Source organism: Desulfolutivibrio sulfodismutans DSM 3696 (genome assembly GCF_013376455.1).
Classification (GTDB): Bacteria; Desulfobacterota; Desulfovibrionia; order Desulfovibrionales; family Desulfovibrionaceae; genus Desulfolutivibrio; species Desulfolutivibrio sulfodismutans.
The window spans coordinates 3490786-3516073 of sequence record NZ_CP045504.1 but is presented as its reverse complement, the minus strand read 5'-3'; the positions used below and the strand labels follow the sequence as shown (position 1 = coordinate 3516073).

Here is a 25288-nt window from a genome sequence, read left to right as displayed (position 1 = left end):
CAAACTCCTTGCGACTATCCATGCCCCCATGCGTCACCACAACCTCATCCCCACCACCGGTTTTTATTTTTGGTACTGGTTTAGTCACGCCCGTGGTCTGGGGAGGGGTGCGGTGTAACCAAAACCGCACACAAAGCCTCTCCAAGGGCCGCGGGCGTCACGAAACGCCGGCGGCCCTTTTTTTTGGCCCCGTCGGCATCCCGGTCCCCCACGACCCGCCGAGAGGCCAAACAGCAAAACCGCAAGGGGGTTGGCCATGCTTTTGGGGAAAGCCGTACGACTTGAGCGTATCTTGAATCGCAACACCCACCGCACCATCATCGTCCCCATGGACCACGGCGTCACCGTGGGCCCCATCGACGGCTTGATCGACATGCGCGAGGCCGTCAACCAGGTGGCCGAGGGCGGGGCCAACGCCGTGCTCATGCACAAGGGACTCCCCCGCTGCTCCCACCGGGGACGCGGCCGCGACGTGGGGCTGATCATCCACCTCTCCGCCTCGACCACCCTGTCTCCCTATCCCAACGCCAAGATCCTGGTGGCCACCGTGGAAGACGCCCTCAAACTCGGGGCCGACGGCGTGTCCCTGCACGTGAACCTGGGCGACGAGACCGAGCGGCACATGCTCGAACACTTCGGCGAGGTCACCTCCAAGGCCGCCGAATGGGGAATGCCGGTTCTGGCCATGGTCTACGCCCGGGGGCCCAAGGTCAAAAACGAATACGACCCCGAGATCGTGCGCCACTGCGCCCGGGTGGGCACGGAACTGGGCGCGGACGTGGTCAAGGTGCCCTACACCGGCGACGTGGACAGTTTCGCCCGGGTGGCCGAGGCCTGCTGCATCCCCGTGGTCATCGCCGGCGGCCCCAAGATGGACAACGACCGCGACCTGATCCAGATGGCCCACGACTCGGTCCAGGCCGGAGGCTCGGGCCTGTCCATCGGCCGCAACATCTTCCAGCACCGCCAACCGGCACGCATCGTCCAGGCCCTGCACGGCATCGTCCAGCGCAACTGGGACGTGGACCAGGCCATGGAACTTCTGGCCGACAACACATGAGGATGTCATGAGCAAGGAAATCTGGGCGAAAGCCGTTCCCTTCGACAAAAAGTTCGTCACCCTGGCGCTTGAGTCCGGCGTGGACGCCATCCTGGCCGACGACGCCGACGTGGAAAAAATCCAGGCCCTGGGCCGGGTGCGGGTGGTCCCCCTGTCCGGGGTGGCCATCGCGGCCGTGGCCGCCAAGGCCGACGAGGAAGAGGCCGTGCGCCTGGCCGCCTCGGGCCGCACGGTCTTTCTGGCCCGGGGCTGCGAGATCATCCCGGTGGAGAACATCCTGGCCCAGGTCACGGGCATCGGCCTCGAAGCCGCCAGCCTGGCCGAGGCCAAGCTGGCCGCAGGCATCCTGGAACGCGGCGTGGACCGCATCCTGGTCCTCCCCGAGGCGGCGGCCGATCTGAAGAAAATCGTGGCCGAACTCAAAATCAGCCAGGGAACCATCGGCCTCTCCCCGGCCGTGGTCACCGAGATCACCCCCGTGGGCCTGGGGCACCGGGTCTGCGTGGACACCATCTCCATGCTGCGTACCGGCCAGGGCATGCTGGTGGGCAATTCCAGCGCGTTCACCTTCCTGGTCCACGCCGAGACCGAGTCCAACCCCTACGTGGCCGCCCGGCCCTTCCGGATCAACGCCGGGGCCGTGCACGCCTACGCCGCCATGCCCGGGGACAAGACCCGCTACCTCGAGGAACTGGCCGCAGGCGACGAGGTGCTCATCGTCTCGGCCACGGGCGAAACCTCCCTGGCCGTGGTGGGCCGGGTCAAGGTGGAGGTGCGGCCCATGCTGCTCGTGGCCGCCAGAATCGGCGACACCGAAGGCAAGCTCTTTCTGCAAAACGCCGAGACCATCCGGCTGGTGCGCGCCGACGGCTCGCCCGTGAGCGTGGTTTCCCTACGCGTGGGCGACGAGATCCTGTGCCGCACGGACGTGGCCGGACGCCATTTCGGCATGCGCATCGCCGAAGACATCAAGGAGGGCTGAGCCATGGCCGCCAAAAAGCCCTCACCCGCCGCCTCCCCCGAGGCCCTGGAAGGATTCCTGGCCGGGGTGCGCCGGGAGATCGACGACATCGACGACCATATCCTGGCGCTTCTCAACCGCCGGGCCGCCGCCAGCATCGAGGTCGGCAAGCGCAAGGACGGCACCCACCAGGCCGTGTTCAAGCCCTTCCGCGAAAAGGAGGTTCTCAAACGCCTGGTGGCCGAAAACTCCGGCCCCCTGCCCGCCGAGCACCTGCGCATCATCTACCGGGAGATCCTGTCCTCCTCCCGCCGCCTGCAACGCCCGGAAAAGGTCGTCTTCCTCGGCCCCGAAGGCACGTTCTCCCACTTCGCGGCCATGGCCACCCTGGGCCGGGCCGGGGAGTTCGAGCCCAAGCCCTCCATCGACGACGTGTTCGCCGCCGTGGCCTCCCGCGAGGCGGACCTGGGGCTCGTTCCCCTGGAAAACTCCCTGCAGGGCACCGTGGGGCAAAGCCTGGACCTCTTTATGCGCCACGACGTCTTCGTCCAGGCCGAGGTCTACTGCAAGATCAGCCATTCGCTGCTCTCCAAGGCCACGGAGCTGGCCCGCATAAAGACCGTCTATTCCCACCCCCAACCCCTGGCCCAGTGCGCCGGGTGGCTGCGGGCCAACCTCCCGGGGGCCAAGATCATCCCCACCGAAAGCACCGCCGCCGCCGCCCTGCGCATCCTCAAAATGCCCTCGGCCGCCGCCATCGGCCACAGCCGTCTGGGGGAGATGCACAACTTAAACGTCCTGGCCAGCCACATCGAAGACCTGCCCGACAACTGGACCCGGTTCCTGATCATCGGCCCAAGCGACACCAAGCAGGAGAACCGGGACAAGACCTCCATCCTCTTCAACCTCCCGGACAAGCCCGGCTCGCTGCACGCGGTCCTGGAAAAACTGGCCGGGCGCGACATCAACATGACCAAGCTCGAATCCCGGCCGTTTCGGGGCGAGAAATGGAAATACGTGTTTTTTGCCGACCTGCAGTGCGACTTAAGCCGCGCCGAATACGCCAAACTCCTGGACGAACTGCGGGCCTGCACCCACAGCCTGCGCATTCTGGGCTGCTACCCGGCCGGGCCGCATATCGACGTGTCGGGCAAAATGGAGGTCATCGAGGAATGAGCACCGTCGTCATAAGCGCCCCGGCCTCCAAGTCCGTCTCGCACCGGCTGCTGATTTGCGCCGCTCTGGCCGAGGGGCAGTCGCGGGTGACGGGCGTGCTGGAGAGCCAGGACCTGGAGCGCACCCGGGCGTGTCTTTCGGCCATGGGCGCGGGCATCGAAGGCAAGGGCGGCGACTACGCCGTCACCGGCGTGGCCGGAGCGCCCCGGGGCGGCGCGGCCGAGCCTGCCGTCCTGGACGTGGGCGAGTCCGGCACCACCTGCCGCCTGATCGTGGCCGTGGCCGCCGCCGGGCAGGGGCTCTTCACCGTATCCGGCCGGGGCCGCATGCATGACCGGCCCATCGGCGAACTGACCCGGGTGCTGGAAGGCCTGGGCGCTGCGATAGCCTTTCCCGGCAAGCCCGATTGCCCGCCGCTCGCCATCACGGCCTCGGGACTCTCCGAGGGCGAGGTCGAGATCACCCTGGAGGAAAGCAGCCAATATCTCTCGGGGCTGCTTTTGGCCTCGCCCCTGGCCGCAGGACCGCTGACCATCCTGGTCACGGGCACAAAGGCCGTGTCCTGGCCCTATGTGGCCGTGACGCTCACCGCCATGCGCGACTGCGGCGTGCCCGTGACCGTCGAGACCAAATGCGGCGACGCCTGGGTCGTCACCGATCCGGCGGCCATCACCAAGGCCGAACCCGGCCGCTTGCGGTTTCTGTGCCGCCCCGGCCGCTACCAGCCCGGCGCGCGCCGGGTGGAGGGCGACTGGTCCAACGCCTCCTACTTCCTGGCCGCAGGCGCGCTCGGCGCGCGTCCCGTCCAGGTCGTGAATCTGCGCCGCGACTCGGCCCAGGGCGACACGGCCATGGTGGACATCCTGGGCCGCATGGGCGCGCGCCTGACCCAGGATGCCGACTCGGTCACGGTCTTCCCCTCCCCCCTTTCCGGCGTCACGGTGGACATGGGGCATTGCCCCGATCTCGTGCCCACCATCGCCGCCACGGCCGCCATGGCCGTGGGCGCCACGACCATCCGCAATGTGGCGCATCTGCGTATCAAGGAATCCGACCGGCTGGCGGCCCTGGCCGACAACCTGACCCGGGCCGGGGCCAGGGCATTGGTTATGCCCGACGGGCTGCGCATCGAGCCGGGGCTTATCCCGCCCCAGGACACCGTGTCCTTCGCCACCTACGACGACCACCGCATGGCCATGAGCATGGCGCTCTTCGGACTTCGCGGCGTGACCGCGCGCTTCGACAACCCCGGCTGCGTCGCCAAATCGTTCCCGCACTTCTTCGACGAATGGAGCAAGGTGACAGGATGAACAGCGCATGCTCTCGGGAAGGGGGCGCTGCCCCCTTCCCGAACCCATCCCCTGCCGGGGGGAATGATTCCCCCCGGACCCCCCCGACGGGGGACACGGCCCAGAATCGGGCAATCGCTCACTCGGGCGCGGCGTTGCGTCGGCCGCAGGCCGCCGCAACGCCGCGCCCGCGCCAAAAGTTTTTGAAAGGGGGTCCAGGGGGAAAAATTTTTACAAAAATTTTTCCCCCTGGCCGCCGGAGGCTCTCCTTATGACCATCTCTTCGATCGCCATCGTGGGCGCGCGGGGCGGCATGGGGCGGCTTTTCGTGAATCGGTGCCGCGAGGCGGGCCTGGACGTCCGCGAGCTGGACCGACCGCTGACGCCGGAGAAAGTGGCGGCGGCCGTGGACGGCGCGGACATGGTGCTTTTGTCCGTGCCGGTGACGGTCACGGGCGACGTGGCGAGGTGCGTGGTCCCGGCCATGAAACCTGGGGCGATATTGGCCGACGTGGGTTCGGTGAAGGTCTTGCCGGTGCAGGACATGCTGTCGGCGTATCAGGGTCCGGTGGTGGGCACGCATCCCCTTTTCGGCCCCAATCCCGCGACCGGGGAGAAGACCGGGGCGGATGGGACGGCCGAGGCCTTGCGGGTGGCCGTGATGCCCGGCTGCCCGGGCCGTGACGAGGCGGCTGCGCAGGCCGTCGAGAGGTTCATGGAAACGTTGGGATTCGTCGCGTTTCGCACCGACCCGCACGAGCACGACCGGGCCATGGCCTTCGTGCAGGGACTCAATTTCGTGACCACGGTGGCCTATCTGGCCGCCCAGCAAAACGCCGGGGACATCGAGAAATTCATCACTCCGTCGTTCACGAGGCGACTGGCCGCCGCGAAAAAGCTCATCCTGGAGGACGCCGGGCTCTTCGGGGTGCTGTTTGAGGCCAACCCGCACAGCCAGGAGGCCGTGCGCACCTATCGCAACTTCCTCAACGTGGCCGCCGGGGGCGACGTGGATCTGCTGGCCACGCGCGCCGCAGCCTGGTGGAGCCGGGAACCCTCCGCAAAGGACGCATCATGACAAACGCAATCACGTTGACGCAGCGGGGGCAAAGGCTCCCGGCCGACGTACAGACCCCCATCAGCCTGTTTTTGGGATTGGTGGGCGAAAAACCGGGCATTCTGCTGGAGAGCGCCGAGGTGGACGGCCGCCTGGGGCGCTTCAGCGTCATCGCCTGGGATTTCCGGCTGCGGGTGGATATCCGGGACGGACGGCTCCGGGTGCATGCCAAGGACAAGCGTCTGGCCGAACTGGAGGAGCTGTCCGGCGCGCCGTTCGTGGACGGCCTGCGGGAGCTGACCCAGCGCCTGACGATCCTGCCGCCGCAGGAATTCGCCGACCTGCCGCCCATTTCCCGCGCCCTGTGCGGCTATTTCGGCTACGGCGCGGCCGGGATCTTCGAACCCAAGCTGGCCCCGGACCTGCCGCCGGAGAAGGCCGAGGCGTGTCTGGTCCTGCCGGGCAAGGTGGTGGTCTTCGACCATCTCAAGCACTGCTGCTCGTACCTGACCCTGGACGAGAGCGGCCGGTCCAGGCTGGATATCGACCATTCGAACATCTACCACGCCATGGAGCGGCCGGTGCTCGGCGCGGTGACCGCCTCTCCGGGCCAGGAGGGCTACATGGCGGCCGTATCCACGGCCAAGGACATGATCCGGGCCGGGGAGTGCATCCAGGTAGTGCTGTCCACGCGCTTTTCCGCGCCCTTTTCCGGCAACCCCTTCGTGGTCTACCGCCGCTTGCGGCAGGTGAACCCCTCCCCCTACATGTTTTTCATGCGCCTGCCCCGGCTGACCCTGCTCGGTTCCTCGCCGGAGCTTTTGGTGCGCTGCCAGGACGGGGCCCTGACCACCTGCCCCATCGCCGGAACCCGGCCGCGCGGGGCCACTCCGGCCCAGGATGCGGCGCTGGCCGCCGAGCTTCTGGCCGACCCCAAGGAGCGGGCCGAGCACGTCATGCTGGTGGATCTGGGGAGAAACGACCTGGGCCGCATCGCCGCCCCGGGCACGGTCAAGGTGGAGAAGTTCATGGAGGTGGAAAAGTTTTCCCACGTCATGCACATCGTGTCCTACGTGACCGCGAAGCTCAAAGACGGCCTGGACGCCCTGGACGTCCTGGCCTCCACCTTCCCGGCCGGAACCCTGTCCGGCGCGCCCAAAGTGCGGGCCATGCAGATCATCGCCGAGTTGGAAAAGACCCCGCGCGGGCCCTATGCCGGGTCCATCGGCTGGATCGGCCTGGACCCGGGCCGGGTGGACCTGGACACCGGCATCACCATCCGCAGCCTGTGGATTCGCGACGGCATGCTGTCGTGGCAGGCGGGCGCGGGCATCGTCTACGATTCGGACCCGGCCAGGGAATGGACGGAATGTCAAAACAAGGCCCGGGTGCTGGCTGAAGTCCTGGCATCCAAGGAGGGCGGCGATGTTTTTACTTATTGATAACTTCGACTCCTTCACCTTCAACGTGGTGCAGGCCTTCCAGATGCTCGGCAAAGACCCCGAGGTCAAAAAAAACGACGACCCGTCCATCCTGGAACTGGCGTCGTCCGGCACGCTCGACATGGTGTGCATCTCGCCGGGGCCCAGCACCCCGGAAAACGCCGGGCTGTGCCTGAAGTTTTTAGAAAGGCTCCCCAAGGAAGTCCCGGTCCTGGGCATCTGCCTGGGGCACCAGATCCTGGGGCATTTCGCTGGCGCGCCGGTGGTCGTGGCGGACAGGATCATGCACGGCAAGACGTCCATGGTCAGCCACCGCGAGACCGGGCTTTTCACCGGGCTGCCCAACCCCTTTGAGTGCTGCCGCTACCATTCGCTTCTGGTCAAGGCCGCCCGAGCCGCGGACAGGCTGGAGATCACGGCCTGGACCGAGGAAAACGAGGTCATGGGGCTTTCCTGGCGGGGGCGGCCCTGGGTGGGGGTGCAGTTTCATCCCGAATCGGTCTTCACCCCGGACGGCATGAAGCTTCTGGCCAATTTTCCGGAGAACATCCTCCCCCAGGGAGCGGGCCGTTAACGGCCACGAAAAAGGAGACACGCGATGGACAAGTTCGTTGAAGCGCTGGAACTTCTGGCCGTGGGCAAAAACCTCCCCGAGGATCTGGCCATGACCGCCTTCCGCTCCATGTACAGCGGCGAGATGCCCAACTCCTGCGTGGGCGCGTTCCTCATGGGGCTCAAGACCAAGGGCGAATCCGCCGTGGAGATCGCGGCCGGGGTCAAGGCCGCCCTGGAAGAGGCCCGGCTCGTTCCCGGCCTGACGGGCGACCGCATCGACACCTGCGGCACGGGCGGCGACAACACCTGCTCGTTTAACTGCTCCACCGCCGTGGCCCTGTACCTTGCGGCCATGGGACACAAGGTGGTCAAGCACGGCAACCGGGCCGTCTCCAGCGCCTGCGGTTCGGCCGACGCCGTGGAGGCCCTGGGTTTCGACCTGGTGGTCGAACCCGATGCCGTCAAGGCCTCGCTCGACGCCACCAACTTCGTCTTCCTCTTCGCCCCCAGCTACCACCCGGCGTTCAAGCGCATCGGCCCCATCCGCAAGGAGCTGGGCGCGCGCACCCTGTTCAACCTCATGGGGCCCCTGCTCAACCCCGCCCGGCCCACGCACCAGATCCTTGGCGTGCCCACCGCGCGCCACGTGCCGCTCATGGCCGAGGTGCTGGCGCTCACGGGCCTTCGGCGCGGCGTGGTGGTGCACGGCGCGGGCGGCTTCGACGAGCTGACCCCGTTCGGCCCGGCCGACGTCTGCTACGTGCGCGACGGCTGGCTCAAGCGCGACCGCATCGACCCGGCCGATTTCGGCTTCCCGGCGCACAAGCCCGGCGACGTGGTGGTCTCCGGCCGCGACGAGGCCGTGGATACCCTGCGCGGTCTTTTGGCCGGCGTGGGGCCCCAGGCCATGCTGGACATGCTGGCCTTGAACCTCGGCGCGGCCCTGCATCTGCTCGAAGACCTGCCCCTGGCCGCCGCCATGGACAAGGCCCGGGAGGCCGTGGCCGCTGGCCTGGCCGCCAAGGCCTTCGGAGAAACCCATGCTTGAGAAGTTTCGCGCCGCCAAACGGCCCGAGATCGAGAAACTCATGGCCCTGGCCGAGTCCGGCGGCCTGCCGCCGCCGCTGCCCGGCCCCCGGCCGTCTTTTTCCGGGGCCATCCTGGACCGGGCCGTACCGGGCGAGCGCGCCGCCGTCATCGCCGAATACAAGCGGGCCTCGCCCTCCAAGGGCGACATCAACCTGGGGCTGTCCCCGGCCGACGTGGCCCGCATCTACGCGGACAACGGCGCGGCCTGCATCTCTGTTTTGACCGAGGAGGCCTATTTCAAAGGCAGCCTCGACTACCTGGACGAGGCGGCCCAGGCCGCACCCGGCATGCCGCTTCTGCGCAAGGACTTCCTCGTCCACCCCCTCCAGGTGGCCCAGACCGCCGCCCATCCGGCTGCGGCCCTGCTGCTCATCGTGCGCATGCTCGACGACACGGCCCTGGCGGACATGCTGCGGGTGACCTACGACATGGGCCTTGAGGCCGTGGTAGAGGTCTTCGACGAAAAAGACCTGGACCGGGCCGAGGTGCATGGCGCGCACATCATCCAGGTCAACAACCGCGACCTGGACACGCTCACCGTGGATCTGGCCGTGTCCGAACGCCTGTCGGCGCGCAAGCGCCCGGGCCGCATCTGGATTTCCGCCAGCGGCATCTCGCGTCCCGACCAGGCCGCCCGCATGGCGCAGCTCGGCTTCGACGCCGTGCTGGTCGGCACCTCCATCATGGCCGGGACCGACCCCGGCCGAACCCTGGCCGGACTGGTCCAAGCCAAAGCCCGCAAGGAGGGCGCATGATCTCCCAGACGCCCTTTTTCAAAGTCTGCGGGCTGACCCGGCCCGACGACGTCACCGCCTGCCTGGCCGCAGGCGCGGCCATGACCGGATTCATCTTCGCGGCCAAAAGCCCGCGCCGCATCACCCCCGAACAGGCCCTCGGCCTGCCGCGCGGCGACGCCTACCGGGTGGGCGTCTTCGTGGAGCAGGACATCGCCGAGGTTGTGCGCATCATGGAGGCCGCCGAACTCGATCTGGCCCAGCTCCACGGCCGCCAGAGCGAGGCCTTCTGCCGCGCCGTCGGCCCCGAGCGGGTGATCAAGGCCCTGTGGCCGGAAAAGCTCGGCTCCAAAGAGGCCATCCAAAAGGCCATGGACCGCTTCGCCGAGTCCTGCGCCTTTTTCCTGCTCGACGCCGGAACCTCCGGCGGCGGCCACGGCCGGTCCATGGATTTCTCCCTGGTGGCGGGCCTTGAGCCGCCGCAACCCTGGCTGCTGGCCGGGGGGCTCGGGCTGCACAACATGGAGGCCGCCCTGGATACGGCCGCGCCCACGGGCCTGGACCTCAATTCGGGACTGGAAACATCCCCCGGCGTCAAGGACCACGCCGCCGTCGCCCAGGCCGGGGCCATCCTGGCCGGACGATGGCCGCAAGGCGGCCAAAAAAATGAGTGAGGGGAAGGGGGGGAGCCTCCGGCGGCCAGGGGGGAAACTTTTTGAAAAAAGTTTCCCCCCTGGACCCCCCTTCCAAAACTTTTGGCGGGGTCTGGGATTGCAAAGCACACTGAAGAAAGGTGATGAGAGAATATGAAGAAAAGTTATTTCGGAGAGTTCGGAGGACAGTTCGTTCCCGAGCTGCTCATGCCGCCGCTTATGGAAATCGAAGAGGCCATGGAGAAGATCATCCCCACCAAGGCCTTCCAGGCCGAGTTGGCCGCCCTTCTGGCCGACTACGTGGGGCGGCCCTCGCCCCTGTATCTGTGCCCGAACCTGTCGAAGCGGCTGGGCGTGAATCTGTGGCTGAAACGAGAGGATTTGAACCACACCGGCGCGCACAAGATCAACAACACCATGGGCCAGGGCCTTCTGACCAAATACATGGGCAAATCGGTGCTCCTGGCCGAGACGGGCGCGGGCCAGCACGGCGTGGCCACGGCCACGGCGGCGGCCATGCTGGGCCTTCGCTGCACGGTCTACATGGGGGCCGAAGACGTGCGCCGCCAGTCCCACAACGTGCGCCGCATGCACCTCCTGGGCGCGCAGGTGGTGCCCGTGCAGTCCGGCACCAAGACCCTGAAGGACGCCATCAACGCCGCGCTGCGGGTCTGGATCGCCGACCAGGAGACCACCCACTACTGCTTCGGCACGGCCGCCGGGCCGCACCCCTTCCCCACCCTGGTGCGCCTGTTCCAGTCCATCATCAGCCGCGAGGCCAAGGCCCAGTTCCAGGAAAAGATCGGGAAGCTGCCGGACTACGTGGTGGCCTGCGTGGGCGGCGGCTCCAACGCCATCGGCATGTTCCACGAGTTCGTGCCGCACCGCGAGGTCACGCTCATCGGGGTCGAGGCCGCCGGGACCGGCCAGCCGGGCTGCTACCATTCCGCGCCCCTGTCCCTGGGACGCCCCGGCGTTTTGCATGGGGCCGTGAGCATGCTGCTTCAGACCGAGGACGGCCAGATCATGCCCTCGCACTCCATCGCCCCGGGCCTGGACTATCCCGGCGTCGGCCCGGAGCACGCCCACCTGCAAAAGACCGGGCGCGCCCGCTACGACACCGTCAACGACACCGGCGCGCTGCGGGCCTTCTCGGCCCTGTGCCGCGAGGAAGGCATCATCCCGGCCCTGGAAAGCTGCCACGCCGTGGCCTGGGTGCTGGAGCACGCCCACGAACTGCCGCCGGGCTGCCATGTGGCCGTGTGCCTGTCCGGCCGGGGCGACAAGGATCTGGGGATCATCGAGGAATATCTGGAGAAAGGGGGGACGTTGTGAGCCAGTCGATTCTGACGCAGCGCATCCGGGAGGCGACAGCCCGAGGCAAAAAGGCGCTCATCCCGTTTCTGCCCGGCGGATTTCCGGACAAGGAGCGGTTTTTCACAGAGCTGGACATGCTTGACGCGGCAGGCGCGGACATCATCGAGATCGGGGTGCCGTTTTCCGATCCCGTGGCCGACGGCCCAACCGTGGAGCAGGCCTCGCTGGACTGCCTCTTAAACGGCACCTGCCTGTCCTGGATTTTGTGGGAGTTGGCCAAGCGCAAGGGTCAGTATCGGGCGGCGCTGGTGCTCATGGGCTATTACAACCCGTTTTTGCAGTACGGCCTGGACAAACTCGGCGAGGACATGAGCGACGCCGGGGTGTCGGGCTGCATCGTGCCCGACCTGCCGCTGGAGGAATCCGGCCCCATGCGCGAGGCGCTTTTGGCGCATGGCGTGGATGTGATCTGCCTGGTGGGGCTCAATACGCCCGTGGAGCGCATGAAGGCCTATGCCAAGACCGCCCGGGGGTTCGTCTATTTCGTGTCGGTGCTGGGGACCACGGGGGTGCGCGAGAGCCTGCCCGAGAAGATCAAAGCGCGCCTGGCCGACGTGAAAAAGGTGTTCGATCTGCCCGTGGCCCTGGGGTTCGGCATCAAGACCCCGCAGCAACTGGCCCAGTTCGGGGACTTGATCGACGCGGCGGTGTTCGGCAGCGCGCTCATTGACCATATCCGCGCCGGGGGCGATTCGGCGTCGTTCATGGCCCGTTGGGCCTGATCCTGCTTTGCGATACATCGCGCATGAAAAAGGGCGTCCCGGCCGGGGTTGGTCGGGACGCCCTTTTAAGTATACGCTATTCCGACATTTCATCTGAAAAACCACATTAACCCCAAGAAACCTTTTCAATCGCTTATTTAAATTCTTGTTGCGAGAACGATTGAATGAAGGCATGATATTGAATATATTATATTTTGTATACAGCTAAATATCTGGGAGATGCATATGCCAGAACTACACAGTGTTGTGCCCAAAATTACCAATCTATTATCATATGCTGCGCTTGTTTTCGTATGCTTTTACTATATAGCTGGAGCAGCTTTCAAAAAAAATAATCCCTTACTCGCAAAAAAGATTTTGCCACTAATGACCACCGCCACAATTGTACTTTGCTTGGCCTCAATAGGCTCATATGTATACCTACAGTCTATATCAACAGAAAAAATCATTCGCGGCACAGTATACGATACAAATTCTAACCCATTACCGAATGTCACAGTATCGATTCCTGGAATTACAAATACCGAAACCAACGAGCATGGAATTTATGTTATCGCAATCATACCAAAGCACGGAGAAGACAATGTTCCAGCAATATTTTCAAAAGCAGGCTATGATACAATAAATAAACGTATTAACATTGAATCCAGAGAAACAACAGAACTCAAAGCTCAAGAAATAGATCACTCAAAAATAGTAACAATCATGAGCGATATTTCAATATACAATGTTGTTAATTTATTTGGCATAGGCATCAAATTCAAGCTTGCCAATTCATATAGCACAAAACAAAGAATTCAAATATACGGAATAACCATTAGTAAGGAAGAAAAACAACATGGCCTTGCTCCGTCAGCGTCATTTATTGATACTCCATATCGAAAATTCGACACCCCCATAACAACCCTTGATCTAAATCCTAACGAGGAAGTTAACCTCGGGTTGCGTTTTGATGCACAGATATCTCCAAGCAAAGAGTTGATTGATGCACGAATAAGCTGTTTACGCCATATTTCGAACCAAAACCAAACAAGCTCCGATATTGTTTCTAAGGAACTAGTAGATTTTCTTGCCTTAATATTATGGCGTGAAATATTTTGGACACCTGGAAATTATAAAATAATTATACCATATTCACTTAATGAAAAATATTATTCCGTAACAAAATCTTTTAGTATAACAAACAACCAGGCACAAACATTTACAAACGCAGCCAACTACTATAAATCTTGTTTTGGAATTGACTTAACTCCAGTAACAACATACGGAGACGCTGCAATTATGCAAGTAGTCACAATTGAATAAGTACACAGGGATGATTTGGACTACGATATGTACAATGCTAGTATTCACCTGACTCTGCCATCCCCGGTGGCAGTGGCGATTTCACCGTCACCTTCCCGGTCCTGCCCGGCTGCGTCACCGATGGCGACGACGAATAGCAGGCCATGACCTGACCTTACTCAAGGATGCGCACGACGCCGCGACCATCGCGGAGTTTCACCGCAGGCTCGTCTCCGGCGAGGAGGAGACCTTCCCGGCGGATGTCGCCGACCGGTTGCTGGCCGGGGAGCATCCTGTCCGGGTGCTGCGGCGGCATCGGGGCATGACCCTGCAACAGGTTGCGGATGCCTGCGGCGTGACCAATTCGCACATCTCCCAGATCGAAAAGGGCAAACGCTCCATGTCGACGGATGTGCTGAAGCGGATGGCCGAGGCCTTGCGCGTCGACGCCGAACTGCTCCTTACGTGACCTGTCCGGGAAACCCGCGCGGCGGATTTCGCTGACACCACATTGGGCGACGTGTTTTTTTCTGACAAGCACCCGCGGGTTCTTCAGGGGCAAGACACAGGCGGAACCCAGAACCTGCCGCGCGCTGATCAACCATATCCGCGCCGGGGGCGATTCGGCGTCGTTTATGGCCCGTTGGGCCTGATCCTGCCTCGCGGCAAAGCATGCATGAAACAGGGCGTCCCGGCCGGGGTTGGTCGGGACGCCCTACTATGTGGCTGATACTGCACGTGCTACGGAGCGCAGACACAGCATTCGCCGAAAGTGCCATAATCATACGATCCTTCATAGGTTGATCCTGACGCAGTGCAAGAACCTGTATCTGACGTTACTTTACAAGAAGAATGTGGCGGTGCCGTAACCTTCGACACCAGCGTTCCGGCACAAGAGCAAGTTCCATTAATTTTTTGTCCTGCACTGGCGCATACAGCACTTGTATGAACTGCTGGTCCAGCAGGCCCCGCTGGTCCTTGCGCACCATCCTTACCGTTTATTGCGAGTTTTCCCCAATAGCTTGGTGAGTCATGTGGATCATGATTTGTATTATTTTCTTTTATGCACATCCAGCTTGCCCCATTTTCAAAAACAATATCTCCGGCATTATATTGCGTATTTCTTGCAAAATTGCCTTTATGCTTAAAAGCTCGTAGCAACTCTCCCCAATAATTCGGCGAGTCAGATGGATCATGGTTTGTATTGTTATATTTTAGACAAACCCAACTTGAGGAATTTTGAAAAACAATATCGCCAACATTATAAGCGACATTATTTTGAAAATTCCCTCTATACCTAAACGACGAGGTAGCTATAACATAAAAACCATCTTGCGCAAAAGAGACACTACTTTGAGCAACAAACAGCAGACAACAAACCAAAGCGCAGATCATTACCACAGATAGATTTAAAATTTTATTCATTTTTGTTTCCTTTTTTTCATTCTTACAACCCCACATACATTCTCCAAAGAAACAACGTAGACGCACCGTAAACAAACTTGAAATTAGAAAATATCCTTATAGCATAAATACTACTTCAGTTTACAACATCATGCGGACACAACGCATGGAAAATAAAGGATTCTGCTCTAAAACATGAAAACTTCATACACTTTCTACTCATTCCCATTATATTTAATACCATGACCATCATCCACAATCCCACTAAGCATACACCATGCGTGACAATGCAAATAAATATAAAATTTATACCATTTAAACTATACATCAACAGACTGACAGACGTGTCAAAACTGATTGAGTCACCCGTTCCTCAAGCAAAAGCGCGTCGCTATAAACAGAATAGAGGCCACGTTGATATTGCGTGGCATTTTGATTTTTTACAGCAACTACAATATAAAATTATAACCTAATACCAACATTTTTTCAAGAAAAAAATAGACAACTGATAATCGAAAAGCGCCCCGGCCGTTCACCAGCCGGGGCGCTTTCCGTTTGATCGAAAAAATAAAACAGGCGTCAGTCGCAGCGGTGCCGGTTGCAGGCCCCTTCCTTGATGAAGATGACGCTCTCGGCGATGTTCGAGCACTGGTCGCACACCCTTTTTAAGGCATGGGCCACAAAGCACATCTGCACCGCCCGTTCCACCGTGCGCGATTCGGCGATCATATATTCGTTCATTTCCTTGAAAATCTTGATGTTCAGCTCCAGCGCATCCTCGCTGTCCACGCACAATTCCCGGGCCAGGTCCGCGTCCAGGTCGGCAAAGGCCTTGGCTGCCTTGCGCATGGACTCCCGGGCGAACCCGAAAAGCTCCTCCACCAGCATGCTGCGCGGCAGGGGCTGCCGGTCCAGGACGCCCAGGGCCCGGGCCGCGATGCCCGCCGCCTCGTCGCCGATGCGCTCGATGCCCACCACCATGCGCATGCAGCCCACGATGAACCGCAGATCCTTGGCCACGGGCTGGTTCAGCGCCAGAAGCCGCAAAATCTCGGCGTCGATGGCGCATTCCAGGGCGTCAATATCCTCGTCGCCGTCAATGATCTCCTGGGCCACGACCTCGTCGCGGTCCAAAAGCGCCTTCCGGGATTGATGCACGGCCTCCCGGGCGTGATGAAAGATGGTCAGGACATCGACCTTGAGCTTTTCCAGATCATGCTGAAAAGAGGTATCCACGCGCTTTGTCTCCCGCGCCCCGGTTTCTGCGTCCGCCTCGACCGGGCGCTCCACGCGGCCCCTGCCAAAGGCATGCAGGCCACCATTGTGATGGAACGACGCTACCCGCCGCGCGTGACGATTTGATGAACTTGCCGACCGGCCGTGACGAACGACGCCAAAATTCCCGTCGCCGGGATCACAGGGAGATGGTCCGGGAACACACCCGGGACAGAAGCGCCGCGTCGTGGCTGATGACCAGCATGCCCACGCCGCGTTCCCGGCAATGGTCCATGACCGTGCGCCAGAGGCGGGCCTGGGTCAGGGCGTCGAGCATGACCGTCATCTCGTCGGCCACCAGATAGCGGGTCTTGGGCCCCAGCGCCCGGGCCACCACGATGCGTTGCAGTTCGCCGCCGCTCAATTCATGGGGATAGCGGCCAAGCCATCCGGGCGCGATGCCCAGGGCGCCCAGCAGGGCCTCGGGCGGCGACCAGGCCTCGCGCAGGGTGCGGGAAAGCCGCCAGCGGGGATTGACGGCCAGTTCCGGATGCTGGTGGATGCACTGCACCGGGGAATATCCCCGCCGGGGAAGCGGCGCGCCGTCCACGAGAACCTCACCGGCCTCGGGCTCCAGATATCCGCCCAGGATGTTGCCCAGGGTGGTCTTGCCCGCGCCGCTTGGCCCGAAAAGCCCCACGGCCTCGCCCGGGGCCACGGTCAGATCCATTTCGCGCACCACCCACGGACCATTCCGGCCATGGCGATGCCCCACGCCCCGGGCCTCAAGCATGGCGGCACCTCACGAAATCGCGGCCGAAATGGCGCTTGGGCGGGAACATGCCGACGCAGGCCGCATCGGCCCGGGCGCACCGCCTCGCATACGGGCAGCCGTCCGCCTGGCCGTCGTCCGCGTTGGCCGCTCCGCCCGAACCGCCCGAACCGGCCGCCCCGGGCGATCCGGCAGGCCCGGCCGCGCGGTCGGGACCGGGGTCAAACTCATGATCAGGGAGCGCCCGCCACATGTCGCGGCTGTAGGGATGGCGCAGGGCCTCGGGGTGGCCGTTGAAACTCCCGGCTGGCGCACCCTCCACCGTGGTTCCGGACAAAAACACGGCCACCCGGTCGGCCACAGGCAGTACCGCCGAAAGGTCGTGGGAGATGACCATGACCGAGCGGCCCTCATCGGCCAACTGCCGCAAAAAGGCCATGGACTGTTCGGATGCCTCCCTGTCCAGGCCGGTGGTGGGCTCGTCGGCCACGATCAGGTCGGCCCGGCCCACGGTGGCCGTGGCCGTCAGCACCCGCCGGGCCATGCCCCCCGAGACCTGGAAGGGAAAAAGGGCCTGCACGGGCGGAGCCAGCCCGTACCGGGAAAAGGCCGCGTCCGTGACGCGGGGCGCGGCGCTCCCGGCCGCGCCGCCGAGGATGGCCGCCCGGCGCACCTGGGCGCCCACGTTTTTGAGCGGATTGAGAAACCCCACGGACTGGGGCACAAGCACCATCTCCCGGCCGCGCAGGGCCTTTTGCCGGGCCGGGGTCAGGGGTTCGCCCTTGAACCGGATCTCCCCGTCCACCCGGCAATTGTCCGGCAAAATGCCCAGCACCGCGTGGGCCAGAAGGCTTTTCCCCGATCCGCTGGCCCCGATCACGGCCACGATCTCCCCGGGCCCGACATCCAGGTCCAGATGATGCACGGGCACAATCGCCGTGCGGGCCAAGCCCCGGCCGTAGCGTTCAAATCGGATGGACAGATCCGTGACCGTCAGCATGGCTATTCCTGCGAGGTTTTGGGATCGAGCAGCCGGTCCAGGTTGTATCCCAGGATGTCGAAGCATTTCACCAGACACAAAAGCGCCGCCCCGGGCAAAATCCCGAGCCACCAATAGCCCGTGGACAGATGCCGCATGGACTCGGCCAAAAGGATGCCCACGGCCGGGGTGTGCGGCGACAGGCCGACGCCCAGAAACGACAGGGCGGCCTCGTGCAGGATGGCGTGGGGGAAAAGCAGGATCAGGCCGATGAAAAACTGGGGCAGAAGGTGCGGCAGCATGTGGGTGGCGGCCACGGCCAGGGGCCCCTTGCCGAACCGGCGCGCGGTTCGCACGTACAAGGCCCCGCGCAGTTGCAGCACCTCGGCCCGGATGACCCGGGTGAGCGCGGGCCAATGGGTGAGGGCCACGGCGATGACCACCCCCCGCGCCCCGCCCCCGACGGCGAAGGAAATGAGGATCAAAAGGACCATGTGCGGCACGGTCATGAAGATGTCCACCAGCCAGCTCACCACGCCGTCCGCCGCCCGACCCAGGCTGGCCGAGGCCACGCCCAGGACAAGCGCCAGGACGGAGCTGGCCGCCGCCGCCAAAAGGCCCACCCGAAGCGACAGCATCAGGCCGTGTATCGTACGGGAAAGCATGTCCCGCCCGAGGGTGTCGGTACCGAACAGATGGGCCAGGGATGGCGGCTGGTTCCTGGCCAGAAGATCCGGCTCAAGCCCGGCGTCGCCCAAAATCCAGGCCAGGATCGGGACGGCGGCGAACACCGCCAGACACGCCCCCATGGCCCACAGCCAACGCCCCCGGCGGCTGCCAAGCCCCAAAGCGCCCGCCAGCCGGAATCCGGCGGCCCCGGGAGATCCGGGGGAAACAGCCTGTACGGCCCTCATGCGGCCCCCCGCCAGCCGATGCGCGGGTCAATGGCCCGGTACAGGAGGTCGGCCACGGTGTTGCCCGTGAACACGAACACCGCGCTGACCAGGACAATGCCCAGCAGCAGCGGCACGTCGCCGCGCAGCCCGGCCTCCACCGTGGCCTGCCCCAGCCCCGGATAGGAAAAGACCTGCTCGGCCAGGATCGAGCCGCCGAACAGCTCCCCCAGGGTGGCGAACTGGAGGGTGACGGCGGGCAGGACCACGTTTCGCAGGGCGTGGTGGCGCACCACCCCCATGGTGTCCTCGCCCTGGGCCCGGGCGAACAGGGCGTAGTCCGAGCGCATGGCCTGGATCATCTTCTGGCGGGTGTGCAGGATCACGGCGCTGACCCCCACGATGGACAGGGTGGCCGCAGGCAGGGCCAGATGCCACAGCCGTTGCCACACGGTGGCCTCCTCCGGGGTCACCCCTGGGGGGAAGGCGCAACACACGGGCGTCAGCCGCAGGGCCACGGAAAAAACCAAAAGCAGCAAAAGCCCCAGCCAAAAGGTGGGGGTTCCGGCCAGCAGATAGGCGTAAAACCGCACGGCCCGATCGAACAGCCCGCCCTCGAAGGCCCCGGCCACGACCCCCAGGACAAAGCCGAAGAGCCCCGAAAACACCCAGGCCAGGGCCATCAGCCACAGGGACATGGCGAAGCGCTTGCCGATGACCGTGAGCACGGGTTCGCTGTAGATGGCCGAGACGCCGAAATCCCCGCGCACAAGGTTCCCGGCCCAGGCCGTGAAGCGCTCAAGGGGCGGCTTGTCCAGGCCCCATCGGGCGGCGATTTTGGCCCGCTGCTCGGGGCCGACCTTCATGACGTCGGCCCCGATGTAGGCGTCCACCGGATCGATGGGCGACATGCTGACCAGGGTGAACGACAGCACCGACACGGCGGCCAGAAGCGCCGCCAGATGGACGATGCGCCGCAGGAGATAGCCGGTCATGCGCCGTGCGCCGGGGGGGAGGCCTCCGGCGGCCAAAGGGCAAAGCCCTTTGGAATCCCATGACGGTTCCGAGAAGTGCTCACGGTCGCGCTCCGTTAGCTGCCCTTGCGATGGGGGCTGCGGGGGGCTTGCTTTCATGAAGCCCCCGCAGCGGCTACTTCTTCCAGGTCCACTGCTCGATGTTGGCGGTGATGGGCCAGCCGTGGCCGTGGGGCTCCATCTGGGAGACGCCCACGTCCAGGTTCTCGTCGATGAAGTAGGTGTGGTCCAGGTTCACCATCCAGGCCCAGGCAGCGTCGCCGGGCACGGCGAATCCCGTGGTTCCGTCCCACTGGGCGGCCTTCCAGAAGGGGATGGAGGCCTCAAACGACGGTGCGGCCATGGCCTTGTCCAGGTTTTGGTCCACCACGGGGTTCTTGTAGAGCCCGGCGTTGTAGATGTTGAGGTCGCCTCTGCTGTGGTAGAGCTTGTACATCTCCAGGGGGCTGTGGTCGCCGAAGCCGTAGACCACCACGTTGGAATGGGTCAGGTTCTTTTTGATCTCGTCCCAGCTGACGCCCTTGGGAACGACGTTTATGCCGATTTTGCGCAACATGCCGGACACGGCCAGGGCCAGGTTCTGGCGCAGGCTGTCCTTGGCGTTGTAGACGACGGTGAATTCGGCCTTGACGCCGTTTTTCTCCAGGATGCCGTCGGAGCCGGGCTTCCACCCGGCGGCGGCCAGGATCTCCTTGGCCTTGGCCGGATCGTTGTCCGTAAACCGGGCCGAGGTTTGCTCCCAGGGCAGATTATCCACCACGCCGCTGGCCGGGGAGCCGAAGCCCTCCAGCACGCCCTCCACCAGGGCCTTGCGGTCGATGGCGTAGTTTACGGCCTTGCGGATGGCCGGGTCGGAGGTCACGTTGTTGCCGATGGGGAAACCGGTAGGGGTCTTTTCGCCTTTGTCCGGAACCATGGGGAACATGAGCCCCCGGTTGTCCACGCTTTTGACCCGGCGAAGAACCATGCCCGGCACCTGCTGCTTGGCGAGCGAAGACGGCACGCCCACCACCTGGACCTTTCCGGCCTGGGCGGCGGCAAAGGACGTGTCCTCGCCGGTAAAGAGGAACACCAGCCGGGTGAATTCCGGCTTTTTGCCATAATAGTGGGGGTTGGCCTCCACCACCATCTGCTGCCCCTCGGTCCAGGACACCAGCTTGTACGGTCCCGAGCCGATGGGGTTGCGGCCGTAGCCCTCGCCGTAGGCATGCTTGGGTACGATCCCAAGCGTCACCAGATGGCCGACAAAGGTGATCTGGGGCTCCTTGAGACGCAGCTCCACGGTGTACGGCCCGGTGGCCACAGCCTCTTTCAGGGCCGTGACGTCGGTCTTCCCGGCGGCCTCGGCGGCTTTGTTGAAGGTGAAGGCCACGTCCTCGGCGGTCAGGGGCGCGCCGTCGGAAAACTTCGCGTCCTTGCGGATGGTCACGGTCCAGACCAGGCCATCCGGGCTTAACGTGGCGCTCTCGGCCAGATCGTTGACGATATTGAGGTTCACGTCGCGCTTAAGCAGCGTGCTCTGGAACAGCGGATGCCCGTACTGCCCCCAGCCCACCAGCGGGTCAAAGCCCTCCTCGTTTTCCCCGCCCACGGCCAACACCAGCTCGGCTGGCTTGTCCTTGGCGAAGGCCGTCGCGCCCGTCGCAAACGCCGCCAGCACGAATGCCGCGCACAGCACCCACGCCGCTTTCCGCATCCCTGTCATGCCCTGCCTGTCCATGCGTCCTCCGCAGTGAGTTTTCCGGCCTTCCGCCCCAGCCCGGCCCGTTACCGTCAATAAATATAGCCGCCTGATCTGATCCGTATTCTAAAAATTACATATTTATGAAGTGTACATTCTTTTTTATCGTAGCACAAGAGAAGAATGAAATAACACATCTTCCCCATGCCGCCAGGCGCCCCGGCGGCTGGCCGTTGCGGCCCGCCCTTGGCCCCGAGGCCGAACCCGGCTACACTTGCGGCTATGAACGACCGCACCCCGCCCCCCGCCCCCTTGCAGCAGGAACGTCGGCCAGACGACATCGAACGGGCCTCCCTGGCCATCATCGACGCCGAGGTTCCCGAGCCCCGGCCTTTTGCGGGCGCGCAGTGGGAGGTGGTGCGGCGCATGATCCACGCCACGGCGGATTTCGAACTGCTGTCGCTGGTACGCCTCCACCCCCGGGCCGTGGAGTCGGGGCTGGCCGCCCTGGCCGCCGGGGCGGTCATCGTCACCGACACCCGCATGGCCTGCATGGGCATCCCCGAAAGACGCCTGACGCCCCTGGGATGCCGGGTCACCTGCCTCATCGACGACCCGCGCGCCGCACCGGCGGCCGCAAAGGCGGCCCCAGAGGCGTTCACAGACGCCGCCACGGCGGCGGCCACCACCCGCACGGCCGCCGCCGTGGATCTGGCGGTCTCCCTGGCCCACGGCCCGGGGATCGTGCCCGGAATGTCCGGCGCGCCGGTCATTTTCGTCATCGGCAACGCGCCCACGGCGCTTTTGCGGCTTCTCGACCATATGCAGGCCGGACGCATCCGCCCGGCCCTGGTGGCGGGCCTGCCCGTGGGATTTGTGAACGCAGCCCAGTCCAAGGCCTTGCTGGCGGATTTCGGAGACTCGGCCCGGGGCGTGCCCTACCTGACGGTCGTCGGCCGCAAGGGCGGCTCCACCTCGGCGGCGGCGGCGATCAACGCCCTGCTTGAGCTGGCGCTGCGGGAGAGGGCCCGCACGGAGGAAGCCCGCCGCGTCCCGTAGCGGGCACGAGGAGCCTTTTTAGGGAGAGGCCGTATTGTCCGGAAGGGAAGGGACCGCAGGGGGATACGTCGGCTTCGAGCCCGCCGCAGGCCCTTCATGGCGGGTCACAAACACCCTGTGCGTTTGAAAACAACAGACGTCGTCAGGTTATGAAAATTTCGTACAGGCCTCTTCCCCAAGGGGGTCGCATTCTTCGCCCGGCGGGGGAATAAACGCCCGGGCCTCATCTGCGGGCAGAGGCCGGGCATAGAGATAGCCCTGGCCCAGGCCGCACCCCAGCGACACCAGCCCGGCCAGTTCGGCCTCGGTCTCCACGCCCTCGGCGCACACGTCCAGGTTCAGCGCCCGCCCAAGCTGTACGATGGCCCGCACGATCTCGAACTTTTCCGGGTTGACGTCCATGTTGGAGACGAACGAGCGGTCGATCTTGAGCGCGTCCACGGGAAACCGGCGCAGATAGGACAGCGACGAATAGCCCGTGCCGAAATCGTCCACGGCCAGCCGGATGCCCAGATCCCTGAGTCGACCCAGGATGTCCACAGCCAGTTCGGCGTTTTCCATGAGCACCGACTCGGTGACCTCGAGCTTCAAATGGCGGGGGTCGAGCCCGGTTTCATCCAGGATGCGGGCCACCCGGGCGACCAGATCCCCCTGCATGAGCTGTTTGGCCGAGATGTTGGCGGCGATGGACATGTCCGCCGCACCGGGATGTTCGTCCAGCCACAGGCGCATGCGTTTGCAGCATTCGCGCAGCACCCAGTCCCCCAGGGCCAGGATCAGCCCCGAGGCCTCGGCCACGGGAATAAACACCGCCGGAGACAAAAGACCCCGCACGGGGTGCCGCCACCGGGCCAGGGCCTCGAAGCTCACGGTGGTGCGATCCGCCAGCCGGAAAATGGGCTGGTAGGCCAAATACAGCTCCCCGTGCTCCACGGCCCGGCGCAAGCCCGTCTCCAGGTGCAGCCGTTCGCTGGCCCGGTCATGCATGGCCCGGTCGAAGACCTCGCTTTTGCCCTTGCCCCGGGATTTGGCCTGAAACATGGCCGTGTCCGCGTCGCGCAGCACCTCGTCCACGCCCTCATAGGCGGACACGTCGTCCACGATGCCCACGCTGGCCGAGACGAAAAATTCAAACTCGTCGATGCGCGAGGGTTTTTTAAGCTCCTCGTGGATGCGCCCGGCCGTTTCCAGGCCCCGGGTGGCCTCGCCCTGGCCCTGCACCAGGACCGCGAATTCGTCGCCTCCAAGCCGGGCGATGACGTCCCCCGGGTCCAGGGTGTTCCACAGGCGCATGGCGATGCCCCGCAACAACCGGTCGCCCACGGTGTGGCCCAGGCTGTCGTTGACGAACTTGAAATCGTCCAAGTCGAGGAACATGACCGAAAAACGCCCGCCTCCGCCGGATTTCGCCCCACGCATGGCCCGTTCCAGGCGCTCGATGAAAAAGGCCCGGTTGTAGAGGCCGGTCAGTTCGTCATGGTAGGCCTGATAGGTCAGGGCCTTTTCGGCCTTTTTGCGCTCGGTGATGTCCCGAAAGGCCACCACCGCCCCGCTGATGCGCCCATCGGCCAGAAGCGGCGTGACCACATAATCCACGGGGAAGATGCGGCCGTCGGCACGCCAGAACCAGTCCTCCCGGACATGGCGGCGGCGGCCGTCCTCCAGCACCTTGAGGATGGGGCTTTTTCCCCGGGGAAAGGGTTTGCCGTCGGGTTTGGAATGGTGCCACAGGGCATGGGGGTCGGCGCCGACCAAGGCCTCCTGTGCGTAGCCCGTCAACTGGGTCGTGGCGGGATTGACGAAGGTGATGCGGCCCATGAGGTCGATGCCGAAGATGCCCTCGCCCACGGCCTCCAGGATCAATCCGCCCAGATGGTTGGAGGCGGCCAAGGCGGCCTCGGCCCCGGTGCGAGCCACGGCCTCGGAGAGCACATTGGCCAGGGATTGCAGAAAATGGATGTCATCCCCGGAAAAAGACCGGGGCTCCCGGGTGTGTATCCCCATGACCCCATAGGGCCCGTCGCGGCCATGGATCACCATGCCGATGCCGCTTCGCATGCCTGCGGCGAGAAAGAAGGGGTCCGGGACAAACCGCTCTTCCCTCAGGTAGTCCTTGATGACCACCGGGGCTTTTGCGGAGCGCACATACGCGGCCATGCCCCCGGGCTCCGGCGGGGGATACAGGCTGCCGTCGGCGTCGGACCGGCCCACGCCGACCTCCAGGCGCATGGCCCCGTCCGGGGGCAAAAAGCGGATGAACTCGGCCATCTCCACGTCGAGCACCGAGGCCATGAGCCGGATGGTCTTGCGGAAAAGCCCGGGCATGTCGCCGGAGGAGAGGGCGAAAAGTCCGATTTCGGAAACAATGCCCTGTTGGAAGGCCCGGCGTTTGAGGGATTCCTGGCTCCCCTCCTGGGGACGCAGGTCGCTGGCGCAGATCACCCCGTAGCGGCTGCCGTCCGGGCCGACCAGTCGGCCGGGGGAGACGTGCACCGGCACCCGGCCGCCGTCCTCGCGCAACACCACCCACTCGGCGGGAATGCCGCCCTGGCCGTCGAGGTTGGCCTGGTGCAGGGCCATGACCTGCTCGGCGCTTGTGTCCGCCACGAAGCGGATGAAGGCCTCTCCGAACAGCCTGTCCCGGGGGAGTCCAAGGATGCGGCAGAGGGCCTCGTTGACCCACACGAACCGGCCCGCCTCATCAACCACCGCCAGGCCCACGGCCACGGCGTCGAGAAAGGCGAAAAACCCTTCACAGCCGGCGCACACGGCCCGGAATGTGGCCTCGTGGCCACGGTCCCCGCCACTGCCCTGCGGCGTCCCCTGCACGGTCGTTTTCGGTCTGCCCACGA

Annotated in this window: 23 protein-coding genes; 15 read left to right on the top strand and 8 right to left on the bottom strand. The window is 64.1% G+C overall.

Annotation, left to right across the window (positions count from 1 at the left end; all coding sequences use genetic code 11):
• Positions 1-256 precede the first annotated feature (256 nt).
• From GD606_RS16100 to GD606_RS20625, 14 genes are all read left to right on the top strand, one after another.
• Positions 257-1060, top strand: a complete 804-nt coding sequence (locus tag GD606_RS16100) for a 2-amino-3,7-dideoxy-D-threo-hept-6-ulosonate synthase (protein ID WP_163303146.1) — start codon at positions 257-259, stop codon at positions 1058-1060.
• Between the two features lie 7 nt (positions 1061-1067).
• Positions 1068-2042, top strand: a complete 975-nt coding sequence (locus GD606_RS16095) for a 3-dehydroquinate synthase II family protein (protein WP_163303147.1) — start codon at positions 1068-1070, stop codon at positions 2040-2042.
• Positions 2043-2045: 3 nt separating this feature from the next.
• Positions 2046-3197 (top strand): prephenate dehydratase, encoded by a 1152-nt coding sequence (gene pheA, locus GD606_RS16090; protein WP_163303148.1) that lies wholly within the window; start codon positions 2046-2048, stop codon positions 3195-3197.
• Complete coding sequence (aroA, locus tag GD606_RS16085; protein WP_163303149.1) at positions 3194-4507, top strand: 3-phosphoshikimate 1-carboxyvinyltransferase; 1314 nt, start codon at positions 3194-3196, stop codon at positions 4505-4507. The genes pheA and aroA overlap by 4 nt, the downstream gene beginning before the upstream one ends.
• A 250-nt stretch (positions 4508-4757) precedes the next feature.
• The gene (locus GD606_RS16080) at positions 4758-5564 is read left to right on the top strand and encodes a prephenate dehydrogenase/arogenate dehydrogenase family protein (protein ID WP_163303955.1); all 807 of its coding nucleotides are present in this window, start codon (positions 4758-4760) and stop codon (positions 5562-5564) included.
• Positions 5561-6985: an anthranilate synthase component I family protein gene (locus tag GD606_RS16075; protein ID WP_163303954.1), complete on the top strand. Its 1425-nt coding sequence runs from the start codon at positions 5561-5563 to the stop codon at positions 6983-6985. Before GD606_RS16080 ends, GD606_RS16075 begins: the two co-directional genes overlap by 4 nt.
• Positions 6969-7559, top strand: a complete 591-nt coding sequence (locus GD606_RS16070; RefSeq protein WP_163303953.1) for an anthranilate synthase component II — start codon at positions 6969-6971, stop codon at positions 7557-7559. Before GD606_RS16075 ends, GD606_RS16070 begins: the two co-directional genes overlap by 17 nt.
• A gap of 24 nt (positions 7560-7583) precedes the next feature.
• Entirely contained in the window at positions 7584-8588 is a 1005-nt protein-coding gene (trpD, locus tag GD606_RS16065) for an anthranilate phosphoribosyltransferase (protein ID WP_163303952.1), read from the top strand.
• Positions 8581-9384 carry an indole-3-glycerol phosphate synthase TrpC gene (locus GD606_RS16060; protein ID WP_163303951.1) on the top strand — a complete coding sequence of 268 codons (804 nt, stop codon included), beginning with the start codon at positions 8581-8583 and terminating at the stop codon, positions 9382-9384. Before trpD ends, GD606_RS16060 begins: the two co-directional genes overlap by 8 nt.
• Positions 9381-10037: a phosphoribosylanthranilate isomerase gene (locus tag GD606_RS16055; protein WP_163303950.1), complete on the top strand. Its 657-nt coding sequence runs from the start codon at positions 9381-9383 to the stop codon at positions 10035-10037. Before GD606_RS16060 ends, GD606_RS16055 begins: the two co-directional genes overlap by 4 nt.
• Positions 10038-10169: 132 nt before the next feature.
• The gene (gene trpB, locus GD606_RS16050) at positions 10170-11351 is read left to right on the top strand and encodes a tryptophan synthase subunit beta (RefSeq protein ID WP_163302867.1); all 1182 of its coding nucleotides are present in this window, start codon (positions 10170-10172) and stop codon (positions 11349-11351) included.
• Positions 11348-12115 carry a tryptophan synthase subunit alpha gene (gene trpA, locus GD606_RS16045; protein ID WP_163302868.1) on the top strand — a complete coding sequence of 256 codons (768 nt, stop codon included), beginning with the start codon at positions 11348-11350 and terminating at the stop codon, positions 12113-12115. The genes trpB and trpA overlap by 4 nt, the downstream gene beginning before the upstream one ends.
• Positions 12116-12340: 225 nt before the next feature.
• Positions 12341-13420, top strand: a complete 1080-nt coding sequence (locus tag GD606_RS16040; RefSeq protein ID WP_163302869.1) for a carboxypeptidase regulatory-like domain-containing protein — start codon at positions 12341-12343, stop codon at positions 13418-13420.
• A gap of 301 nt (positions 13421-13721) precedes the next feature.
• Complete coding sequence (locus GD606_RS20625; protein WP_246298844.1) at positions 13722-13868, top strand: helix-turn-helix domain-containing protein; 147 nt, start codon at positions 13722-13724, stop codon at positions 13866-13868.
• 272 nt (positions 13869-14140) lie between these two features.
• Here the strand turns inward: GD606_RS20625 and GD606_RS16030 are convergent, their stop codons facing one another.
• The 7 genes from GD606_RS16030 to GD606_RS16000 all read right to left on the bottom strand — a co-directional run bounded on the left by GD606_RS16030 (position 14141) and on the right by GD606_RS16000 (position 21401).
• Positions 14141-14824, bottom strand: coding sequence for a hypothetical protein (locus GD606_RS16030; protein WP_163302870.1), 684 nt, complete (start codon positions 14822-14824; stop codon positions 14141-14143).
• Positions 14825-15382: 558 nt separating this feature from the next.
• Complete coding sequence (phoU, locus tag GD606_RS16025) at positions 15383-16039, bottom strand: phosphate signaling complex protein PhoU (RefSeq protein ID WP_163302871.1); 657 nt, start codon at positions 16037-16039, stop codon at positions 15383-15385.
• A gap of 178 nt (positions 16040-16217) precedes the next feature.
• Positions 16218-16811 (bottom strand): ABC transporter ATP-binding protein, encoded by a 594-nt coding sequence (locus tag GD606_RS16020; protein WP_163302872.1) that lies wholly within the window; start codon positions 16809-16811, stop codon positions 16218-16220.
• Positions 16804-17790, bottom strand: coding sequence for an ATP-binding cassette domain-containing protein (locus GD606_RS16015; protein WP_163302873.1), 987 nt, complete (start codon positions 17788-17790; stop codon positions 16804-16806). Before GD606_RS16015 ends, GD606_RS16020 begins: the two co-directional genes overlap by 8 nt.
• 2 nt (positions 17791-17792) lie before the next feature.
• Positions 17793-18683, bottom strand: a complete 891-nt coding sequence (locus tag GD606_RS16010) for an ABC transporter permease (RefSeq protein WP_163302874.1) — start codon at positions 18681-18683, stop codon at positions 17793-17795.
• Entirely contained in the window at positions 18680-19657 is a 978-nt protein-coding gene (locus tag GD606_RS16005; RefSeq protein ID WP_163302875.1) for an ABC transporter permease, read from the bottom strand. Before GD606_RS16005 ends, GD606_RS16010 begins: the two co-directional genes overlap by 4 nt.
• Before the next feature lie 154 nt (positions 19658-19811).
• Entirely contained in the window at positions 19812-21401 is a 1590-nt protein-coding gene (locus GD606_RS16000) for an ABC transporter substrate-binding protein (RefSeq protein ID WP_163302876.1), read from the bottom strand.
• Between the two features lie 258 nt (positions 21402-21659).
• Between GD606_RS16000 and GD606_RS15995 the strand changes: the two genes are divergently transcribed.
• Positions 21660-22436 (top strand): precorrin-8X methylmutase, encoded by a 777-nt coding sequence (locus GD606_RS15995; RefSeq protein WP_163302877.1) that lies wholly within the window; start codon positions 21660-21662, stop codon positions 22434-22436.
• Positions 22437-22583: 147 nt separating this feature from the next.
• Here the strand turns inward: GD606_RS15995 and GD606_RS15990 are convergent, their stop codons facing one another.
• The gene (locus tag GD606_RS15990) at positions 22584-25286 is read right to left on the bottom strand and encodes an EAL domain-containing protein (protein ID WP_163302878.1); all 2703 of its coding nucleotides are present in this window, start codon (positions 25284-25286) and stop codon (positions 22584-22586) included.
• Positions 25287-25288 lie beyond the last annotated feature (2 nt).